This window comes from Bacillus sp. NTK071 (assembly GCF_017303315.1).
Lineage (GTDB): Bacteria > Bacillota > Bacilli > Bacillales > Guptibacillaceae > Guptibacillus.
The window spans coordinates 417,708-436,134 of sequence record NZ_JAFKOI010000002.1; the positions used below are offsets into that span (position 1 = coordinate 417,708).

The following is an 18,427-nucleotide window of genomic DNA, read 5'->3' on the forward strand; positions in this document are numbered from 1 at the left end:
CATCTTTAAATCGGAGGCCATTTTCATGCTATCACCCAAAACTATGGCAACAATAAAATCAACCGTTCCAGTTCTAGAAGTTCATGGACTTGAAATTACGAAACGCTTTTATGAAATGCTTTTCACGAACCATCCAGAACTATTAAACATCTTCAACCATGCTAATCAAAAGCAGGGAAGGCAACAGGAAGCACTCGCAAACGCAGTTTATGCCGCTGCCAAACACATTGATCAATTAGAAGCTATCCTACCTGTTGTTAAACAAGTAGCCCATAAACACAGAAGTCTTGGTGTTAAACCAGAACATTATCCTATTGTTGGGGAGCATCTCATAATGGCGATTAAAGAAGTGCTTGGAGATGATGCTTCTGAAGAGATTTTGCGGGCATGGGAAGAAGCATATGGAGTCATTGCAAACGTGTTTATTGAAGTAGAGAATGAGATGTATAAAGAAGTAGCAAAACAGCCTGGAGGATGGGATAAGGAACGAGTCTTTGTTGTTGATCGTAAAGAACATGAAAGTGACGTTATCACCTCTTTCTACTTAAAACCTGTTGATGGTAAGCCAATCGCCTCATTTAAATCAGGACAATACATAAGTATTAAAGTTGAAATTCCGGGTGACGAGTTTACACATATTCGTCAGTATAGCCTCTCTGACGTTCCAGAGAAACCTTACTATCGTATTTCTGTAAAAAAGGAAGAAAGCGCGTCAAAGCCTGATGGGATTGTTTCTAATTACATACATGATCATGTAAATGAAAATGACAAATTGAGCATTACAGCACCTGCTGGAGATTTTTATTTGAATGAAGAATCCACTCCAATCGTATTATTGAGTGGTGGTGTGGGAATTACTCCAATGCTTAGTATGCTGAAAAGCAGTGCAATTCAAGATCGTAAAACGACATTTATCCATGCATCGCTCAATGGAAGTGTCCATGCGTTTCATGAGGAAGTGACGAACCTCAAACACCCTTCGCTCAACTATTTTGTATGTTATGAATCTCCTACACAAGAAGACCTTAATAATAGAACTTATCATAAAGAAGGATTTGTTGATTATGAATGGCTAAGTGAAATCCTCTCACTGGATCCAAAAACACATTATTATTTCTGTGGACCGCTACCGTTTATGAAAGCGGTGAAAGAAGCTTTAGAAAAGCTTGGTGTATCAGAAACTCAGATTCATTATGAGTTCTTCGGACCTGCAGTAGCTCTTGAAGCGTCAATGGAATAATACTTAGAGCTTATATAAAGTTGAAAAAGAAGCGCCTAACCGGCGCTTCTTCAAATGGTAATAATAACTGTTCCATTACGTTTCTTAATTTGAGTATTAATTTCACCCCAGTCTTGCTCAAAAGGTATATATGGGACAAAAATTGTTTTCTTGTTATATTTATTTTCTATAGCTACAACAGGGGATCCGTTTACTTTCCCAAACGTTACTGTCTTCATAGAAGTAAAAGCCACACTTCTTCGACGTATGCCCAATAACTTGTGTTCTATTCCATATTCTGTTAGTTCAATTCGCTGAGTTCGTATACAGAAGCTTAACAGCGCACAAAACAAAACATAAATCAGTCCAATCAACATGAATGACCGCCATCGTTCAAACGATAAATCACCTTTCAACCATAGTAACAGGGTACCAAAGCTAACAACAATACCATACACGAGAGACATGAACAGTTCGATTGCCTTCACTTTCGGGTAATACGTTTTGATTACCTTCATTACCTTCACACCTTTACGTAAAATGGCTGTGAATCAGATTTTATTAATCTTATCAAGGTAATCAAATTTTGTATATATTTTTTGAAAATTCTTTTATTTAACTCTTTCTATTTTATACATAGCTAACGAGTGCTCCCTCACAACATTTAGTATGTTATGGAGATCTGGAACAAGTCTTTTCGCATAGTTCCACGCATTTTCTTCAATTTTAATAGAAAGTTGCATTCTTTTTTGATGATCTGTATGATCTGCTCGTACCATCGCTAATTCCATCAGATTACGATCGGCTGCGTGACCAAGTTCATGGGCAAGGATTACTGAGAAATAATCGACTAATTTCTCTTCAGACCCGAAAAGACGAAAACATTGTTTTCTCACTTCTTCAAGATAGATTGTAACCACATTCGTTTCTAGTGAATACTTTCCTCCAATCATCCGTCTTCCAGGAAAATCATTTTCTAATAGAATGTCCACATCTAATCCTGAGAGTTCTTGTAACTTACGAATGATTTGTTGAAAGTGATGTTTTCTCTTCTTCACATTCGATTTCCCCTTCATAGTCTTAAAATGGCGGAACTCTACATCTATTTATATTCAAAAAAAAGAGACCTTATTCAGGTCTCTTACAATCGTTATTTCCACCAGTTATCAAAAATGGTAGCTGCCATATTACGCTTATGCCTCGTCTTAACAAAGTGGCCTTCAATTATTCTTGCAGCATTCTCTTCGACTTCTCTTCCTTCGAGGTAATCATCTATTTGGTCATAGCTTACTCCAAGTGCTTCTTCGTCTGGAAGGGCAGGGCGATCATCTTCAAGGTCTGCAGTCGGTACCTTATCAACTAGATGCTCAGGCATGCCAAAGTGTTCTAGCATGATCCTTCCCTGACGTTTATTTAATCCAAATAAAGGAGTGATGTCGCAAGCTCCATCACCATGTTTTGTATAAAAACCGGTTACGGCTTCTGCTGCATGATCGGTTCCAATAACAAGCTTCTTTTCATCGCCAGCGATATTATATTGTGCAATCATACGCTCACGTGCTTTATTGTTTCCTTTAGTAAAGTCAGTAAGTTCATTTCCTGTTGCCTCAAGATATGTAGATACAGAAGCATCTACTGCTGGTTTAATATTAATGGTAACCGTTTGATCCGGTTGAATAAATCGTAATGCAGCTTGTGCATCATCTTCATCTTTTTGTTCCCCATATGGAAGTCGAACTGCAATAAACGAAGCATTCGTTCCTTCTTCACGAAGTTCTTCAACCGCAAGCTGTGCTAATCGACCAGCTAGAGAAGAATCCTGTCCACCAGAAATTCCTAGAACAAAACCAGTTGTTCCACTTTTTTTAAGGTAGGCTTTTAAAAAACCAATTCTCTTACTTACTTCCTCTTTAACATCAATTGAGGGCTGTACACCAAGCTCTTCCACAATTTCTTTTTGTAATGTTCTCATTCCTCGTCACTCCTTTTCTCTAACGCATCTCTTATTTTTATACATTCTGCTCTACTTATCAATACCCATTCACTTATTTCAAAAAACAGTCTATTGAGCATCTAACTAATATGTAGAAAGACAGGGAGAACCCTGCCTTCTGGATTAATGATGGATATAGAAACTTTGTTTATATTGGTTTGATTCAATCAAGCCTCTTTTTCTAACAACATCCAACTCCTGATCAAGCGATTTCCGATTACGCTTGATTGAGACAGTAATTGTAGCAAACAATAGGTTTAAAGTCATTCCACTCCACTCCTTTCTTTTAAATTCTCTTCAGGTCAAGCCTTTCTCTACGGTCATCCATTCTTGTATCGCCAATTGATTTTGTGCTTTCATCTTAATCTTCCTTTCGCTTTTTTATTTTAGAATAACCAGGGCTGATGTTCGCTGATTCGCTCTGTTTTGCTCTCCATTTGCCTTTTCACTTGTAAATAATGCTTTTCTTCTTGCATTGTTCTCTCATGAACACGAATGCCAATTGTTACAAATAGTAAATGAATCGTTAACATGATCATCTCTCCTTATTGTTAAATTAGGATAGCCACATCGAAGCACGATATCGCTTGCTTTCATCTTCAGTCAAACGATGATGAATTGAGCGCTGATGCAGTTCGGAAGATAGGCTTCGTCGGAAGAGGCTCTTCACTCTTGTTATGATCACTAAATGGAATGGTAACATGTTAACGACCTCCCTTCTTTTTTGTTATTTCAGGGGACCCATTTTCTCCTTTGATATTGCTTTTCCATTCTTGTTTTTCCATATGCCATTTTCATTCCTCCTCACAAAATTTGGATACAAAAAGCCGCAGGACATGTTCCTGCGGCAAAATAAACATAGAAATACCGCAGGCGTCGACCTGCGGCTTTTCAATCCGTTAGTAAAAAAGGATTCCCTCTTATTGAGGACCGAGTCGAACAGAGTGTACATATTCAGTTACAGTTGCAGATGCAGTAGTCGTTACCATTGAAATTTTCATCATTCTGTTCGACCTCCTTTTTTCATATTGTTTTCATAGGTAAGTATATCCATCACCTTTTCCTTTGTAAACCTTTTTTACCAAATTACCTAAATATTTCATAAAAACTATCTTTTTCGACAATTTTCCGCACTATTCACAGCTAACTTCAACCTACCATTAAGAAAGGAAGAAAGTTCTTTAAAGTAGGACATACACATATACAAAGCGGAGGTGAAAACATGCTAAGTGTTACGACAATCGTGCTTTTCATTATTGGTTTTCTAGCTATTTTGGGTGTTACAGCAACCATTCAGATTAGCTTACAAATGAAAAAATGGCTCAGAGATATTGAAAATGCTGAACTACAGAGTGAATCAAATTCTTATACTGCTCCATGGATTCAGAATGTCATGAAGGATTACAAAACCTATCACCTTGCTGGCGTATCTCAAGTAAATACACAGGCACTTATTGAAAAACACTTTTTCAAAGAATCCGTTGCACTTTTTGGCATTGCTCGTGTTCCAGCTGGTGGGATCATGCGATTTATGCAACAACTTCCCCCTACGTCCATTATTATTGGTATACTCGGCACGTTTATTGGCTTAACGATGGCAATTTCCTCTATGCAAGAAACGCTCATGTTTTTGTCCCAAAAACCAGATGATGCAAATTTAAATCTCGCTTCCGTCATCGAAGCCATCTCAAGTCCATTTCAAGGTATGAGTGTAGCATTCATTACAAGTATCGCGGGTATTGGGAACGCGCTATTTCTAACACTAATCCAAAATGGGGTATTAACCGGAGGACGTACAACTGCCTATTATTTAGAAAAAATCATCTCAGATTGTGAATCTCTCCTTGATCACAATCTGAATGCAAGTCTCTCTCAAGAAAAACCTCATGACGAAATGGAGCGAATTTTAGACAGGTTAGCAGGGCGAATTCAGGATAGTTTTCAAGAAACACTCGGTGATTTCTCTTCCAGTATGATTCAATTCACTTGTGGTCTAGAGCAAGCGATGAAAGACGTCCAAGCAATATTAACTTCTCAACGAACCTTTACTGAACAATTCTCTAATAGCACCTCTACACTAGAATCATTCAGTATCAAGCTTCAAGAATCATTTACTCAACTAGACGGCGTCCAAGAAAAAGCCACCAATGGTATTCTTGAGTTAGGAAACCGATTGAAAACGTTAGAGAACCAGCTTCAAGCCTTATCAAGACACCATGAGACTGGGCAACGCAAATTTGAACAGCTTGTGCAACGTTCTGATCAACTCATAAAAGAAACACAGAAAAAGGCGGAGGAAACAGGTCAACATTATTTAAGAGGGCTCGATGAGCAAATGCAGCGATATCAGGGTTCTCAAGAGGAACTTGAACGTCGTGTTCATCAGATGCAAGATGAATGGTATTATCGGTATCAAGATAAGCAGAATCAATACGGAAGAGCTTCGCAGGATTTCGCTGAATCTGTTTCACAGATGGAGAAAGCATGGTATACATCACTTGATAAGATTAAACGTGAAGCTCTTGAACCTATTATTCACAAAATGGAACGTGATCAGCGAGATCAGCCTCTTCAGCACGAAATGAGGTCGCTGTCGAACAGTCTAGACTCCTTGTATCAAGGCCTTGCTCGTGAATTAAAAGACATTCAGCATCAACTTTCAGAATCCTACCAGCTTCAACTTCGACTCTATGAAGAACAACTAAGAAGACATTCACCAACCCAGCCAATGCAATCTCGAATAATCGGTGATAACCGATGAAGAATAGGAAGCGAAGATTTCAGATTCAAAGCGATGAGGAGCATTATTGGCCAAGTTTTGCCGATATGATGGCGATGATCGTTCTTGTAATGCTTTTTATCGCCATCATTGCTTTTGTTCAAATGATCTACGATGCGTATGATCAAACGGTTATGAAGCAAGAGCTTGCAAAAGTAGCTGATGTTAAAAAACACATAAGTGATTTAATAGAAAACCAGCTTGAGGAAAATGTAGGGAAAGATCAAGTTGTGCGTGGTCCCAATAATACGATATCTGTCGAGGGAGATATCTTATTCGATACTGGGAGTGCGGAAATTAGTCCAGAAGGCAAAAAAGTACTAAACGATTTAGCAGATGTATTTGCCAATTTAATAGATGAAAAAGACATTAGCCAATATCTTTATATCATTCTAATTGAAGGTCATACAGACAAAGTCCCTTATGATAATTGGAAACTTTCAGCTGACCGTTCTGTTGCGGTAGTAAAAGAATTAATGAAAGCTAATCCACGACTCGCAACCCCTGACTATGCTAAATATCTTGCAGCAACTGGTTATTCGGAATATAAACCTGTTATTGCTGAGAACACAAATGAAGCATATAAAAAAAATCGTCGAATCTCTTTTCAAATTATCCTCGACGATGAAAAATGGCAGGGACGTCTAAAAGAAATTATGACCTATTAATCACTTGCGTCCTATTTGCACCTATAAATACCCTAAGAGCCACTTCCTAAAGGAAGTGGCTCTTTATTAGTAACTTATTAACTTATATCTTCATGTTCATTTAATTTTTTTTGAATGGCTATCGCACGTGAGTAGAAGAATAACGCAATACCAACTAGAAGAAAGCCTCCACCAGTTAAAATAAGCGTTCCACCATCTGACTTACCTTCAACTGGAAGGAAAGAACCAATGTATAAGAAAACACTTAAACTAAGCAAAACAAACGCGAAACGTTTGTAATCTGTCATTTTATCTTGAAGTTGCTTCATAACGCGCTCACCTCTCTTGTCTCTTATTCTACCATATGAAAAGGGAATATGAGAGATGTAACTCTTACCAGTCTACGAAAAAAGTCCCTCATCCAAGGTTCGGATAAGGGACTAACTATCATCCTAATGCGTTTGAAAGATCCTCAATAAGATCATCTGCATCTTCAAGGCCAACAGATATGCGGACAAGCCCCTCTGTAATACCAAGCTCGTCTCGGCGATCCTTTGGTATAGAAGCGTGTGTCATTCTAGCAGGAACTGAAATCAAGCTTTCAACCGCTCCTAAACTCTCAGCAAGAGTGAAATACTTCACTTTGCTTAACAGTTCATCAGCTTTTTCGGCACTGCCGATATCGAATGATACCATCCCACCAAAGCCTCGAGACTGATTCACAGAAATGTCATTACCTGGATGAGTAGACAAACCAGGGTAATAAATTTTTTCGACAGAAGGATGGGTACTTAAGAACTTCACGATTTTTGCAGTGTTCTTTTCATGCTCTTCCATGCGTACACCAAGCGTTTTCAAGCCTCGAATGAGTAACCATGAGTCTTGTGGCCCTAGAATCGCGCCAGCAGAGTTTTGAACAAAATGAACTTCTTCTGCAAGCTCTTTTGAATTGACAACAACAAGACCTGCAACAACATCACTATGCCCACCTAGATATTTGGTCGCTGAGTGAAGTACGATGTCAGCACCATGATCAATAGGATTTTGCCAGTATGGCGTGTTAAAAGTATTATCAACAATTGATAAGAGATTGTTCTCTTTAGCAAGGTTAGAAATCGCTTGGATATCTGTTACCTTCAGCAAAGGATTAGTTGGTGTTTCAACATAAATCGCTTTTGTATTCTTTTGAATCGCTTCTTTTACAACATTAAGATCTGTTGTATCTACAAATGTTGATTCAATTCCAAGACGATTTAACACCTTCGTCATGACACGATACGTTCCACCATAAACATCATCTGTCATCACAACATGATCCCCTGTATTAAATAGCATCATAACAGAAGAGATAGCTGCCATTCCTGAACCAAACGCAAATCCTGCAACACCATTCTCAAGATCTTTAATCAGCTCCTCAAGAGCATGGCGTGTAGGATTACCAGTTCGTGAATACTCATAACCGTTGAACTTACCAACTGCTTCTTGTTTATATGTGCTCACTTGATAAATTGGAACTGATACCGCACCTGTTTGAGGGTCTCCGGTAATGCCCCCATGAATAAGCTTTGTTTTTGGCTTCATTGCTTAAATGCCTCCCTGATAAATCTTCTTACTTAAGTATCTTTCACTACTATCTGGAAAAATAGTAACTATATTTGTGCCTGGCTTAGCTTGCTTGGCCTCAAGTAATGAAGCTTCAAGTGCCGCTCCTGAAGAGCTTCCAACTAGAAGACCTTCCTTCTCTGCAAGTTCCTTCACCCTTCTAAAAGCCACCTCATCTGTCACTGTATGAATTCCATCAAAAAAAGCTTCGTCCATATATTCAGGCAGAAACTCCATCCCAATACCTTCCGTTTTATGGGGACCAGATTCACCCCCATTAAGGATCGAGCCTTCTGGTTCAACAATAACAGTTTTTATTTCAGCATTTTGTTCTTTCAAATACCGGGCTGTACCCATGAAAGTGCCACCTGTACCTGCGCCTGCTACAAAAACATTCACTTCACCGTCCAATTGCTTGAAAAGCTCTGGACCAAGGGTTTTGTAATAAGTAAGAGGGTTAGCTGGGTTGCCAAATTGCTGTGGCATATATGAATTCGCTATTTCTTGATGAAGCTCTTTAGCCTTCGCAATTGCACCTTTCATCCCAAGCTCAGTTGGCGTATTAACGATTTTTGCACCAAGAGCTCTCATTAAATCCTGCTTCTCCATACTGAACTTTTCTGGAACAACGAACATCACTGTGTAACCCCGATTTACAGCTGCAAGAGCTAAACCAATTCCAGTATTTCCAGCAGTCGGTTCAATAAAAGTACCACCTGGAGCAATTCGTTGATAATCAATCGCATCCTGTAATAATTCTTGACCTAACCGGTCTTTAATACTACCGCCTGGGTTATAGAACTCAAGCTTTGCGAAAAGACGAACACCCTCAGGTAAATCAAAATGATTGAGCTCGATGACCGGAGTATGGCCGACGAGCTCGTGAACATTATTAAAGATTTCCATTGAGTAAGACCTTCCTATTCAGCGAAGACGATATGCCATTCATCACGATATGAAAGCATTTCGTCTGCAATTTCTTTTGCTCCTTCTAAACTATGATTCGCTGCCCAACCGCACTGTACCTCGTTGCAAGCAGGAACTTCATCTGCATTGAGAACATCTTGAAGAGTCTTCTCAAGAACTTCTAGAATTTCATCGTAGTTCGAATGATTTAACACCGCTAAGTAAAAACCAGTCTGACAACCCATTGGTCCTATGTCCACTACGTTTTCCATATGATTACGAATATTTTCTGCCATTAAATGTTCAATAGAGTGGAGCCCAGCCATTTCCATATGTGCTTTGTTCGGTTGTTTAAAGCGAATATCATACTTGTAAATTTCATCTCCATTAGGACCTTTTGTTACACCTACGAGACGTACATAAGGAGCAGTAACCTTTGTATGATCTAGATTAAAACTTTCTACGTTCATTTTTTTAGCCATTCTTTCTCAACTCCTCAACTAGATTTAAAATAAGATTCGCTGAATTAATGGAAGCCGTATCCAGAAACTCTTCAAATGAAATGTTAGATTCTTTACCAGCTATGTCAGACAAAGAGCGTATAATGACAAAAGGCGTACCAAATTGATAGCATACCTGAGCAATCGCTCCAGCTTCCATTTCAGCAGCATCAAGATTCGTAAGCTTTGACCTAACGTATTCCACTCGTTCTGAGTCATTCATAAATGAATCGCCAGTCGCGATCATTCCTTTAATCACTTGATGTTCTGTTACTTTTTCCGCACTTCGTTCTGCAGCTTCAACAAGCATACTGTTTGGTTCGTAAAGAGCCGGCATTTGTGGAACCTGGCCATATTCGTAACCAAAAATAGTAGCATCTACATCATGGTAACGAACTTCACTAGAAATAACGATATCGCCCACTTTTAGATTAGGATTAAATCCACCTGCAGATCCCGTATTAAGAATATAATCTGGTTTAAAGAGTTGATTCATTAGTGTTGTTCCGATGGCAGCGTTCACTTTCCCAATCCCTGATTTCAAGAGAACAATCTCCTGACCATCGATGCTCCCTGTGGTGAATTCTGACCCTGCAATCACTTGTTCCTCACGATGGTCCAGGCGATCTCGCAAAATTCTAACTTCTTCTTCCATAGCTCCAATAATACCGATCTTCATAACGTACTCCTTTACCTGTTCAAATTTTGACTGCTTCCATTAGCCAAACAAAGTCATTTAGCTGAGTGAAAGTTACTTGAAACCCATGCTTATCAAATAATTCTTCTAGCACCGGTATCGTTGTATAATACTCTGTTTGTAAATCTTGAAGTAAATTCAAATAGCCTTTTGCCTTCACTTGTTGTTGCATTTGTAATTTAGCATTCTCATCTTGGAAAACTGTGTCCGCAAATACAATTTTATCATTTTGAGCCAGTAGTTGGCTATAATTGTGAATAGCCTTATCTTTCTCTTGATCTGTAAGGTGGTGAAATGCATACGTACTAACGATTGTTTGAACAGGTGATGTAAGCTTAGGAAAGTTCATAAAATCACCATCATGTATTGTTAGAGAAGGTAAACGTTCACTCGCTTTTTCTCTCATCGCTTTTGATGGTTCCACACCTGTTACTGTCAGCCCTCTTTTAAGTAAAATCGAAGTCAGATTTCCTGTTCCAACTCCAAATTCGAGAACATGACCTGAGGAAGTTTGAGCAACTGCTGATAGAATCCCATCATAGCCTTTAAAAACATCACGGTATTCTTCATCCTGACCTGATACTGTCGTATCATATGAATCAGCCCAGCGCTCAAATAAATCAATAAACTCTCTTCCCATTACTTTCACATCGCTTTCTTAAGTTTAATTCATACTATTAAGGTATGAATAATATGCATTATAGTTCTAACTTATCACATTCTTATTCTATTATCAATTTGTGTGTTCAAACAAATATGTGTAAACTGTTACGTGGATAGAAGAGAAAGGAGTAACAAAATGAGTTTTTCACTTGAGCGAATTGATGATAAAGTAGAATTTTTTGAAGGCTTCTCTCTTGAAGAAATAGAGAAGAAAATTCAAATACAAATTGATAACAATCGTGCATTACTATTACAGGTCCAGAATGTTCAACACCATGCTGTCATACACGAGAAAACAGGTCGACCTTACTATTCAGCAGTTGTTCATTTTAAGGCGAAATAAAGAAGAAGGAGTATCCCATAATGGGATACTCCTTCTTCTATTATTATTGCTTTGTTGCACTAACTGCTTTCCAACCTTCTTCGTCTACCCATTCAAGCTCTACATAATATTTTGTATCATTAGCCCCTTTTTGACTTACAGTTGCTTTTGATTTCTGTGGGCCACCATTTCCACCAAGCCAATGAACTACCATTTCTTCAGGTGGAAAACCTGTTACTGACTCCACTGCTCGTAGCTTTTCATTCCAATCTACACTGCCTTTATCGTAACTTGACACATGCTTTTCACTTTTAGGCTGCGAAGTACCTACCGGATCCCAGGGACCATCAAGGTTCGGTTCGCCTGGCTCTTGTTCAGCTTTCTCTTTGTCTTGATCTTCTTTCTTATCTTCGTCAGTACTTTCTTCATTCGCACTATCTTTATCAGCCGCTTCTGAGTCATTTGACGCTGAATCTTTTGAGTCCGCTTCATCAGAGGTAACGGCATCTTCACTACTATTCGTTTCTTCATTTGTATCAGATTGCGCTGTTTGCTGTTCTTGACCTGCCGTTTGCTCAGGAGCATCTCCGAAAAAGAAGATGTTCGCAACGAGGACTAGAATCACTGCAAGCACAAGTCCAATTAAACTGTTTAGTATAATATTTTGTTTTCTCTTTGAATGACGGTCACCATATCGCGATCTCACGCCCATCCACTCCTCTATTTAACTGTTGTTCTTATTCTATCATCTCTAAAGGATTCGTAGAAGGCTTGACTTTTATTTCGTGATTATCTCTCACTTTCGTACAATTTTGTAACGATTTGTGCAAATGCTTTATATGCTCGATATTCCTTTTCTTTTCGTTCATAGTCTACGACAACCAGTGCATATCGAGGAGAATCGTATGGGAAATACCCCGCAAACCACTGGTGGTCATACGGAACGTTTTCACCAAGCTCTGCTGTTCCGGATTTTCCAGCAACAGCAAAAGGCAGATCATTTAAATAAGAGCGCCCTGTTCCACTTACAACTACTTCTCTAAGTGATTGCTGAAGAGATTTTACTACTTCCTTTGATAGTTGACCTTTACCAGCGCGATTCTCTTTAAAACTTAGAAAAGTTGAATGATTTCTATAAAGAATGTCACTAACAACTCTTACTTGTTTTGGTTCTCCTCCCCTACCGATTGTAGACATCATATTTGCAATGGCAAGTGGACTTAACTTCACATTTAACTGCCCTATTGCCGTTTGATCAATGGCTTTCTTGACTGATTTATCTTTCTCATTCTTAAAGAAAACGGGATTCGACTCATCTGGTAATTGTTTAAAGTCTTCGTAATGATATAGCAAGTCTTCCCACCCAACCGTAGAAGCGATTCCGAGTTTCTCTGCTGTATTCTCAATGAACTTTGGGTCTTTCTTAATTAATTCTTCAGCAAGCTCTGTAAATGCCGCATTACAACTAACTGCAAAACTGTTTTTCAGGTCTAATGTGCCAAGTTTACGATTCCCGGGTCCATCACGGTATAAATTCCGATCACAATTAAACGTTCGACTGTTTGAAATCCCGTGTTCATATGCAGCTGCTAGAACAACTGTTTTGAAAACTGAACCCGGAAAATATCCTTTTACCATCTGATTAACAGCGCCCGCTCCCAAAGGATCTTCCGTATTGAATAAAGGACGGCTAACCATCCCACGAAGGTTATTTGTTTCAATATCGATTAGAACTGCCCCACCATTTATAATACCTGCCTCATCAACTGCTTTTTCTAATGCACTCTGTATGTCTAAATCAAGCGTTGTTTTAATTTGAAGGGGATAGAACGAATCCGATGTTGAAAACATTTTGACATCGAGTCCAAGTAAAGGGTTACCCTGACGATCAGCATGATAAAGAAGAGTCGTATCCCCTTCAGAAATTAGAAATGGGTCAAATGCTAATTGCAAACCCGAAATGCCTAATTTTGTATTCTTATCAATTAACCCCTCCTCCCACTTTTCAGGGTATTTTGATTTAACAAGTTTAGGATTCGGCCTTACACTACCAATAACATGACCTGCTAACTGCCCTTCGACATCAGGTTTATATACGGCATAAACGCCAGGAATACTTAACTGATTGATTTTCTCCATTTCTTGTACTGATAGACCTTTCTTATATGTGAAGGGTTGTTTTTTACCTTCAAAAGCTCGCTCTAGTTTCTTAGGGGATTCATTAACGATTGAAGCGACTACTTCGATTGGCCATTCTCTGTCCTCCAAAAAAGGAAAGAGAACAAGAGAAGGGGTAGAATCACTCATTGGTGTCCCATTTTTATCAAGAAGTGTCCCCCTACCTTCATCGAGCACATATGATTGCGTACGCTGATTAATGCTCGCCTCAATAAGGTTTATATCTTGTTTGGAATAGGATTCTGTTTCAATTAATTGAAGTTGAACAAGACGACCGATCAGAATTAGAAACCCAAATAGAAAAAGCACTCCAATTCCCTTCATCCTTTTCCTTCTCATGTATTTCACCTCTATATGAGTTTCGACCGATCTCCCGCTTTTCAAACTCACAAAAAAAGGACAGCCTATTGGCTATCCTTTCACCTGAGTCCTATTATTTAACTTCTAGAATTTCTACACGAATTTCTCCACCTGGAGTTTGTACATTAACTTTCTCACCAATTTGACGACCAAGCAGGCTTCTTGCCATTGGAGAATCATTCGAAATTTTCCCTTCAAATGGATCTGCTTCAGCACTACCTACAATAATATATTCTTCTTCATCGCCATCAGGAATTTCTACAAATTTAACGCGTTTTCCAATTGAAACAACACTAGAAGAACTGTTGTCTTCTTCAATAATTTCTGCGTTACGAATCATATTTTCAACAGTTGTAATGCGCGCTTCAACAAACGCCTGTTCATCTTTTGCAGCGTCATACTCCGAGTTCTCAGAAAGATCTCCGAAGCTACGAGCAATCTTAATACGTTCTACAACTTCTTTTCTTTTCTCAGTTTTAAGAAGGTCAAGCTCCTTCTCAAGTTTCTCTTTCCCATCCTGGGTCATATAATATTTTTTATCCTCTGCCATTTCTTTCACTCCTTCATCAATTAAGGGCTCAATCGTAATAAACTGTATGAAAAAAAGAGGTATTTATACCTCGTTTTATCCTTATAGCATTGCTTTTTCTTCGAGTATTGTGTGAATCTTTGTAACCATCAAATCGATTGCCACTCTGTTCTGGCCACCTTCTGGAACAATAATATCAGCGTAACGCTTAGTCGGTTCAATAAACTGAAGGTGCATTGGACGGACAACTGATGTATATTGCTCTACGACAGAATCAAGCGTTCTTCCCCTGTCACGTATGTCTCTCACCATTCTTCTTAATATTCGTAAATCTGCATCAGTATCCACGAAAAGTTTAATATCCATTAAATCACGAAGACGCTCATCTTCAAGAATTAGGATACCTTCCAAAATAATGACATCTTTTGGTTCGACAGGAATAATTTTATCAGATCTTGTGTGAACTGTATAGTCATAGACGGGTTTTTGAATCGAGTTGTATAACATCAACTCTTTCACATGTTCAATTAGTAAGTCATTGTCAAAGGCGAGGGGGTGATCATAATTTGTCCCTAAACGCTCTGGCATTGATTTCTCACTCTGATCTTTATAATAAGAATCTTGTTCAATGACAAGTACTGATTGATCAGCAAATTGTTTAAATATCTCTCTCGTTACCGTGGTTTTCCCCGAACCAGAACCTCCGGCAACACCAATTACAACAGGTCTATTAACCATAATCCTTCCCCTTCTATTATAGAAAAACCGCTCGTACGATTGCACGTCGGTTTTCCATCATCATGAGTTTATTCGCTGACTGACTGCAAGTCCATCTCCAATAGGATAGATGGTTGTGTCCAAATCAGGATGAGACATAAGAAATTCATTATAATGACGAAGCTTTTTAACCATAGATCGAAAGCGTTTCTCTTGTATCTCTTCTTCAGCTACCATACCTCGAAACAAAATATTATCAGACAGTACAATTCCGTGTTCTTTAACAACGCCAAAGAATTCATCAAAAAACCGCTGGTACTGTCCTTTGGCTGCATCAATAAATAGCGCTTGATATGGCCCATATTGCTTAAGCTCATCGGCGAGTTCGAATGCATCTCCAAATAAAATTGTTATGCGATCTGAGTAACCTGCTTTTTCAATATTTGCTACCGCCTCTTTATAACGAGTTTCATCACGTTCGACGGTAATAATAGCAGTTTCAGGCAGTAGATCAGCCATTCGTATGGCTGAGTAGCCAATGGCTGCTCCAATTTCCAAAATTCGATTAGGTTTTAAAAATGACAAAAGCTGTAGCATCACATCGAGACTTGTCTGCTCCATAATAGGAACATGATTTTCTCTAGCGTACAGTTCCATCTCTTCTATTAAACCTTCGCGTTTTGGCCGCAAAGATTCTAGATATTGTTCCACATGATCGGATATCATGATTGCTCCTCCTTCATGTAACCCGAATAATTTTATCATAATCGAAAGGGGAATGGTAGCCTATCTCCCCATTCCCCGTAAATTTTTATTCTTCTTTCTTCTTTTCTTCTTTCTTTTTATAATACTCTTCCCACTCATTCTTATATTTAGCCACTTTTTTATTATGCTCATCATTGGTTTTTGAGAAAAGAGTTTCCCCGCTCGGTCGAGCGTAGAAATAAAGGGCATCTGTTTTGGCAGGTTCAATTGCAGCTACAATAGAAGATTCACCTGGATTTGCAATAGGACCAACAGGAAGACCTTTAACAGTATACGTATTATAAGGTGACTTTTTATCAAGATCTTTCTGAGTGATCTCACCTGATTGCTTACCTCTAGCATAAACTACCGTGGGGTCAGTCTGTAAAATCATGTCCTCTTCAAGTCTATTGTAGAACACTTTTGATATTTTGGTTCGATCTGCTTTTGCAGATGCCTCTTCTTCAATGATAGAAGCTAGCGTCATCATTTCATGAATAGAGTAATCACGATCTTCAATTTCAGATCGATATTCTGTAAGAACTCGATCGGTTTTATCCAACATTTCCTTAACTACTTTTTCTACTGAAGGTTCTTCTTCAAAATCATATGTTGCTGGGAAAAGATAGCCTTCAAGAGGATGACGAATATCGTCTTGTAAGACATCGTCTGTTAAGAACCAGTATTCATTGATTAACGCTTTTACATATTCTTTTTCATCAAGTTTCTTTATTACATCTTCTTGTTTTAAATCTAATTCCTTCGCTATTCGAGCGGCGATGTCTTCAAGCCAAATTCCTTCAGGTACAGATATTTTTGCCACGGCGTCCTTCATTACTTTTCCACTCTTCATGATTGAAATAATTTCATCCATTGTCATCGAAGGAGAAAGCTCATAGTCGCCAGCTTGAAAGCCACTTTCATTTTTGTATTTAACATAATACCGGAACGCTGTACCATCCTTGATAATGCCCTTTTCTTCTAGTGTCTTTCCAATTGACGAGGTTGATGAACCAATCGGAATTGTGACAGTCGTATCCTTATTGCTATCTGGATCAACAGGCTCAAGAATATTTTTTATGTAGAAGTAACCACCTGTAATAACGGCAGCCACCGTTATGGTCAAAAGCAATAAAATAATAAATACGATTTTTCGTACGGTTTGATTCTCATTCTGGCGCTTCAATAGCTTCTCTTTATACAAGTCTTTATTATCAGACAACGCCGTGGCCCCCTTTCACTCTTTTCCTATTATACTATAAGTCGACATATTGTCAGCGACAGTGCCAACGTTCGTCAATTTTTCTCCATTATGTATTATACAAGTTTCCCTTTAAGGTTTGTAGTCATTTCCTTAAATCGGTAACGTTTTAACCAAAGGCTCTTTTCGTAAACATGGTTGCTATAAGAGTAGATTTTCGCTCCAGGATGCGCGCTTTCCGCAGGGCGGGCGCTGAGCCTTTTAAAAAAAAGAGCCTAACCTAAAGAAAAAAGCTACCGATGATCTCACCGGTAGCTTCGTCATTCTTTTATTCGTCTGCTTCTTCTTCCTCTTCAGAGAAAGTGTTAAGCATTTCTTCAACGATTTCCCATTCCTTATCTGACTCGATAGGGAATAGCTTGTAGTCACGTTCTTCATTGTCTTCTTCTTCGTAACGAAAAGCGTAGACTTCTACTTCGTCTTCACTTTCTGCTTGATCAGCAGGGACAACAGTCATATAAGAATGTCCATTCTCTTCTACATCGAAAGTAAAGAGAACTTCAAATAGATGCTCATCACCGTTTTCGTCTGGTATGATAATACGTTCTTTTTCCTCCATGTTTTTCACCTCATTAATTTTGCTTGCTGTCTAAATATCCTTGCAGAATCATAACAGCAGCCATTTTGTCGATTACTTTTTTGCGTTTTTTGCGGCTCACATCAGCACTAATTAACATCCGCTCAGCAGCGACAGTCGTTAGACGTTCATCCCACATTTGAATAGGTAAATTAGTATGTTCGCTAATCAGATCAGCGAATGCCATGCATGCTTCACCACTTGGACCAATCGAACCATTCATATTCTTTGGGAGTCCAACAACGATCTTGCTGACATCATTCCCTTTAATGATTTCGATTAAACGATCAGGAATAACATCCTGTGCCTCTGGATCACGTTTCACCGTTTCTAATCCTTGAGCGGTCCAGCCCATTGCATCGCTAAGCGCAACGCCAATTGTTTTCGTACCAACATCCAAACCAAGTGTTTTCATGCTGTCTCCTTATCCTTGATGATGAGTAAGATACGATTTAACAAGCTCTTCAATCAATTCGTCTCGTTCAAGCTTGCGAATTAAGCTTCTCGCATCATTGTGTCTCGGAATGTAAGCCGGATCCCCAGAAAGGAGGTAACCCACGATCTGGTTAATCGGATTGTAGCCCTTTTCTTGAAGAGCGCTATAGACGGTGAGCAACACTTCCTGGACATCGTGATTATAAGCGTCGTCTGGAAAATTAAATTTCATTGTTTTGTCCATCGAACTCATTCCTTACACCTCTTTCTCCGATCCCCATCTAGAATCGTAACTAGT

General features: G+C 38.8%; 25 protein-coding genes. 4 read left to right on the forward strand and 21 right to left on the reverse strand.

Annotation, left to right across the window (positions count from 1 at the left end):
* Positions 1 to 25 precede the first annotated feature (25 nt).
* Entirely contained in the window at positions 26 to 1,240 is a 1,215-nt protein-coding gene (hmpA, locus tag JI666_RS06475) for an NO-inducible flavohemoprotein (RefSeq protein ID WP_206889973.1), read from the forward strand.
* 50 nt (positions 1,241 to 1,290) lie between these two features.
* Here the strand turns inward: hmpA and JI666_RS06480 are convergent, their stop codons facing one another.
* The 6 genes from JI666_RS06480 to JI666_RS06505 form a co-directional block, all read right to left on the reverse strand.
* The gene (locus tag JI666_RS06480; RefSeq protein WP_206889974.1) at positions 1,291 to 1,737 is read right to left on the reverse strand and encodes a hypothetical protein; all 447 of its coding nucleotides are present in this window, start codon (positions 1,735 to 1,737) and stop codon (positions 1,291 to 1,293) included.
* 93 nt (positions 1,738 to 1,830) lie between these two features.
* A complete protein-coding gene (locus JI666_RS06485; RefSeq protein WP_206889975.1) occupies positions 1,831 to 2,277 on the reverse strand; it encodes a hypothetical protein in 447 nt (148 codons plus the stop codon).
* Between the two features lie 92 nt (positions 2,278 to 2,369).
* Entirely contained in the window at positions 2,370 to 3,191 is an 822-nt protein-coding gene (gene nadE, locus JI666_RS06490) for an NAD(+) synthase (RefSeq protein WP_206889976.1), read from the reverse strand.
* A 144-nt stretch (positions 3,192 to 3,335) separates the two neighbouring features.
* On the reverse strand, positions 3,336 to 3,479 hold the full coding sequence (locus JI666_RS06495; protein ID WP_206889977.1) for a hypothetical protein: 144 nt from the start codon (positions 3,477 to 3,479) through the stop codon (positions 3,336 to 3,338).
* 119 nt (positions 3,480 to 3,598) lie between these two features.
* A complete protein-coding gene (locus tag JI666_RS06500; protein WP_206889980.1) occupies positions 3,599 to 3,745 on the reverse strand; it encodes a hypothetical protein in 147 nt (48 codons plus the stop codon).
* A gap of 23 nt (positions 3,746 to 3,768) precedes the next feature.
* Positions 3,769 to 3,915 carry a hypothetical protein gene (locus JI666_RS06505; RefSeq protein ID WP_206889982.1) on the reverse strand — a complete coding sequence of 49 codons (147 nt, stop codon included), beginning with the start codon at positions 3,913 to 3,915 and terminating at the stop codon, positions 3,769 to 3,771.
* Between the two features lie 519 nt (positions 3,916 to 4,434).
* Between JI666_RS06505 and JI666_RS06510 the strand changes: the two genes are divergently transcribed.
* Positions 4,435 to 5,973: a hypothetical protein gene (locus JI666_RS06510; RefSeq protein WP_206889984.1), complete on the forward strand. Its 1,539-nt coding sequence runs from the start codon at positions 4,435 to 4,437 to the stop codon at positions 5,971 to 5,973.
* Positions 5,970 to 6,659 carry an OmpA/MotB family protein gene (locus JI666_RS06515; protein WP_206889986.1) on the forward strand — a complete coding sequence of 230 codons (690 nt, stop codon included), beginning with the start codon at positions 5,970 to 5,972 and terminating at the stop codon, positions 6,657 to 6,659. The genes JI666_RS06510 and JI666_RS06515 overlap by 4 nt, the downstream gene beginning before the upstream one ends.
* A 77-nt stretch (positions 6,660 to 6,736) precedes the next feature.
* On the opposite strand, the gene JI666_RS06520 is transcribed toward JI666_RS06515, so the two are convergent.
* From JI666_RS06520 to JI666_RS06545, 6 genes are all read right to left on the reverse strand, one after another.
* Positions 6,737 to 6,967, reverse strand: coding sequence for a YrhC family protein (locus JI666_RS06520; RefSeq protein ID WP_206889988.1), 231 nt, complete (start codon positions 6,965 to 6,967; stop codon positions 6,737 to 6,739).
* Positions 6,968 to 7,085: 118 nt separating this feature from the next.
* The gene (locus tag JI666_RS06525) at positions 7,086 to 8,219 is read right to left on the reverse strand and encodes a bifunctional cystathionine gamma-lyase/homocysteine desulfhydrase (RefSeq protein ID WP_206889989.1); all 1,134 of its coding nucleotides are present in this window, start codon (positions 8,217 to 8,219) and stop codon (positions 7,086 to 7,088) included.
* 3 nt (positions 8,220 to 8,222) lie between these two features.
* Entirely contained in the window at positions 8,223 to 9,146 is a 924-nt protein-coding gene (locus JI666_RS06530) for a PLP-dependent cysteine synthase family protein (protein ID WP_206889990.1), read from the reverse strand.
* Between the two features lie 14 nt (positions 9,147 to 9,160).
* A complete protein-coding gene (locus JI666_RS06535; protein ID WP_206889991.1) occupies positions 9,161 to 9,628 on the reverse strand; it encodes an S-ribosylhomocysteine lyase in 468 nt (155 codons plus the stop codon).
* Complete coding sequence (gene mtnN / locus JI666_RS06540) at positions 9,621 to 10,325, reverse strand: 5'-methylthioadenosine/S-adenosylhomocysteine nucleosidase (protein ID WP_206889992.1); 705 nt, start codon at positions 10,323 to 10,325, stop codon at positions 9,621 to 9,623. Before mtnN ends, JI666_RS06535 begins: the two co-directional genes overlap by 8 nt.
* A gap of 19 nt (positions 10,326 to 10,344) precedes the next feature.
* Positions 10,345 to 10,983, reverse strand: a complete 639-nt coding sequence (locus JI666_RS06545) for a class I SAM-dependent DNA methyltransferase (RefSeq protein WP_206889993.1) — start codon at positions 10,981 to 10,983, stop codon at positions 10,345 to 10,347.
* A gap of 159 nt (positions 10,984 to 11,142) precedes the next feature.
* Between JI666_RS06545 and JI666_RS06550 the strand changes: the two genes are divergently transcribed.
* Positions 11,143 to 11,349: a YrzA family protein gene (locus JI666_RS06550; protein ID WP_206889994.1), complete on the forward strand. Its 207-nt coding sequence runs from the start codon at positions 11,143 to 11,145 to the stop codon at positions 11,347 to 11,349.
* A gap of 43 nt (positions 11,350 to 11,392) precedes the next feature.
* Here the strand turns inward: JI666_RS06550 and JI666_RS06555 are convergent, their stop codons facing one another.
* The 9 genes from JI666_RS06555 to JI666_RS06595 form a co-directional block, all read right to left on the reverse strand.
* Positions 11,393 to 12,034 carry a YrrS family protein gene (locus JI666_RS06555; protein ID WP_206889997.1) on the reverse strand — a complete coding sequence of 214 codons (642 nt, stop codon included), beginning with the start codon at positions 12,032 to 12,034 and terminating at the stop codon, positions 11,393 to 11,395.
* Positions 12,035 to 12,117: 83 nt separating this feature from the next.
* Complete coding sequence (locus tag JI666_RS06560; RefSeq protein ID WP_206889999.1) at positions 12,118 to 13,830, reverse strand: peptidoglycan D,D-transpeptidase FtsI family protein; 1,713 nt, start codon at positions 13,828 to 13,830, stop codon at positions 12,118 to 12,120.
* A gap of 109 nt (positions 13,831 to 13,939) precedes the next feature.
* Entirely contained in the window at positions 13,940 to 14,416 is a 477-nt protein-coding gene (gene greA / locus JI666_RS06565) for a transcription elongation factor GreA (protein WP_136947645.1), read from the reverse strand.
* An 81-nt stretch (positions 14,417 to 14,497) separates the two neighbouring features.
* Positions 14,498 to 15,136 (reverse strand): uridine kinase, encoded by a 639-nt coding sequence (gene udk / locus JI666_RS06570; protein WP_169525481.1) that lies wholly within the window; start codon positions 15,134 to 15,136, stop codon positions 14,498 to 14,500.
* Between the two features lie 57 nt (positions 15,137 to 15,193).
* On the reverse strand, positions 15,194 to 15,838 hold the full coding sequence (locus JI666_RS06575; protein ID WP_206890001.1) for an O-methyltransferase: 645 nt from the start codon (positions 15,836 to 15,838) through the stop codon (positions 15,194 to 15,196).
* 85 nt (positions 15,839 to 15,923) lie between these two features.
* A complete protein-coding gene (gene mltG / locus JI666_RS06580; protein WP_206890003.1) occupies positions 15,924 to 17,078 on the reverse strand; it encodes an endolytic transglycosylase MltG in 1,155 nt (384 codons plus the stop codon).
* Between the two features lie 307 nt (positions 17,079 to 17,385).
* Positions 17,386 to 17,694: a DUF1292 domain-containing protein gene (locus JI666_RS06585; protein ID WP_349769310.1), complete on the reverse strand. Its 309-nt coding sequence runs from the start codon at positions 17,692 to 17,694 to the stop codon at positions 17,386 to 17,388.
* The gene (gene ruvX, locus JI666_RS06590) at positions 17,690 to 18,109 is read right to left on the reverse strand and encodes a Holliday junction resolvase RuvX (protein ID WP_206890007.1); all 420 of its coding nucleotides are present in this window, start codon (positions 18,107 to 18,109) and stop codon (positions 17,690 to 17,692) included. The genes JI666_RS06585 and ruvX overlap by 5 nt, the downstream gene beginning before the upstream one ends.
* 9 nt (positions 18,110 to 18,118) lie before the next feature.
* Positions 18,119 to 18,382, reverse strand: a complete 264-nt coding sequence (locus JI666_RS06595) for an IreB family regulatory phosphoprotein (RefSeq protein WP_048312684.1) — start codon at positions 18,380 to 18,382, stop codon at positions 18,119 to 18,121.
* Positions 18,383 to 18,427: the final 45 nt, after the last annotated feature.

Coding starts and splice junctions, on each gene's coding strand:
- hmpA (WP_206889973.1), top strand. CDS start 26: ATGCTATCACCCAAAACTATGGCAACAATAAAATCAACCGTTCCAGTT.
- JI666_RS06480 (WP_206889974.1), bottom strand. CDS start 1,737: ATGAAGGTAATCAAAACGTATTACCCGAAAGTGAAGGCAATCGAACTG.
- nadE (WP_206889976.1), bottom strand. CDS start 3,191: ATGAGAACATTACAAAAAGAAATTGTGGAAGAGCTTGGTGTACAGCCC.
- JI666_RS06495 (WP_206889977.1), bottom strand. CDS start 3,479: ATGACTTTAAACCTATTGTTTGCTACAATTACTGTCTCAATCAAGCGT.
- JI666_RS06500 (WP_206889980.1), bottom strand. CDS start 3,745: ATGTTAACGATTCATTTACTATTTGTAACAATTGGCATTCGTGTTCAT.
- JI666_RS06505 (WP_206889982.1), bottom strand. CDS start 3,915: ATGTTACCATTCCATTTAGTGATCATAACAAGAGTGAAGAGCCTCTTC.
- JI666_RS06510 (WP_206889984.1), top strand. CDS start 4,435: ATGCTAAGTGTTACGACAATCGTGCTTTTCATTATTGGTTTTCTAGCT.
- JI666_RS06515 (WP_206889986.1), top strand. CDS start 5,970: ATGAAGAATAGGAAGCGAAGATTTCAGATTCAAAGCGATGAGGAGCAT.
- JI666_RS06520 (WP_206889988.1), bottom strand. CDS start 6,967: ATGAAGCAACTTCAAGATAAAATGACAGATTACAAACGTTTCGCGTTT.
- JI666_RS06525 (WP_206889989.1), bottom strand. CDS start 8,219: ATGAAGCCAAAAACAAAGCTTATTCATGGGGGCATTACCGGAGACCCT.
- JI666_RS06530 (WP_206889990.1), bottom strand. CDS start 9,146: ATGGAAATCTTTAATAATGTTCACGAGCTCGTCGGCCATACTCCGGTC.
- JI666_RS06535 (WP_206889991.1), bottom strand. CDS start 9,628: ATGGCTAAAAAAATGAACGTAGAAAGTTTTAATCTAGATCATACAAAG.
- mtnN (WP_206889992.1), bottom strand. CDS start 10,325: ATGAAGATCGGTATTATTGGAGCTATGGAAGAAGAAGTTAGAATTTTG.
- JI666_RS06545 (WP_206889993.1), bottom strand. CDS start 10,983: ATGGGAAGAGAGTTTATTGATTTATTTGAGCGCTGGGCTGATTCATAT.
- JI666_RS06550 (WP_206889994.1), top strand. CDS start 11,143: ATGAGTTTTTCACTTGAGCGAATTGATGATAAAGTAGAATTTTTTGAA.
- JI666_RS06560 (WP_206889999.1), bottom strand. CDS start 13,830: ATGAAGGGAATTGGAGTGCTTTTTCTATTTGGGTTTCTAATTCTGATC.
- greA (WP_136947645.1), bottom strand. CDS start 14,416: ATGGCAGAGGATAAAAAATATTATATGACCCAGGATGGGAAAGAGAAA.
- JI666_RS06575 (WP_206890001.1), bottom strand. CDS start 15,838: ATGATATCCGATCATGTGGAACAATATCTAGAATCTTTGCGGCCAAAA.
- ruvX (WP_206890007.1), bottom strand. CDS start 18,109: ATGAAAACACTTGGTTTGGATGTTGGTACGAAAACAATTGGCGTTGCG.
- JI666_RS06595 (WP_048312684.1), bottom strand. CDS start 18,382: ATGAGTTCGATGGACAAAACAATGAAATTTAATTTTCCAGACGACGCT.